At 63.7% G+C, this 256-nt stretch carries 1 protein-coding gene; it reads right to left on the bottom strand.

From position 1 onward, the window contains the following. Positions 1 to 256: toprim domain-containing protein (locus tag SB764_RS42385; RefSeq protein ID WP_410867091.1), on the bottom strand; the 256-nt coding region annotated here is incomplete at both ends.

The following is a 256-nucleotide window of genomic DNA, read 5'->3' as shown; positions in this document are numbered from 1 at the left end:
GGCGACGCTTTACCCTTGACCCGGTTGGCCGCGCATGCGCCATGTTCTCCTTCAGGTCTTCATTCCAGTCACCCAGACGCGGTCGCAGACGCATGAAATCACTTCCGAGCGCTTCGGCCATCGCGCGCAGGCGATCGGCATAAACCTCGCCTTGAGGATCGGCGTCGGTTGCGGCCACCAGCGTGATCCCTCTTGCGGCCGACGCAATGGCATCGATGGTCGATGGCGACCAGCCGCCACCGGTGCTGGCATAGAC

Source organism: Paraburkholderia sp. SIMBA_027, assembly GCF_046535315.1.
Taxonomy (GTDB): Bacteria; Pseudomonadota; Gammaproteobacteria; order Burkholderiales; family Burkholderiaceae; genus Paraburkholderia; species Paraburkholderia tropica.
The sequence above is the reverse complement of the archived record's forward strand: the minus strand, read 5'-3'. Positions and strand labels throughout refer to the sequence as shown.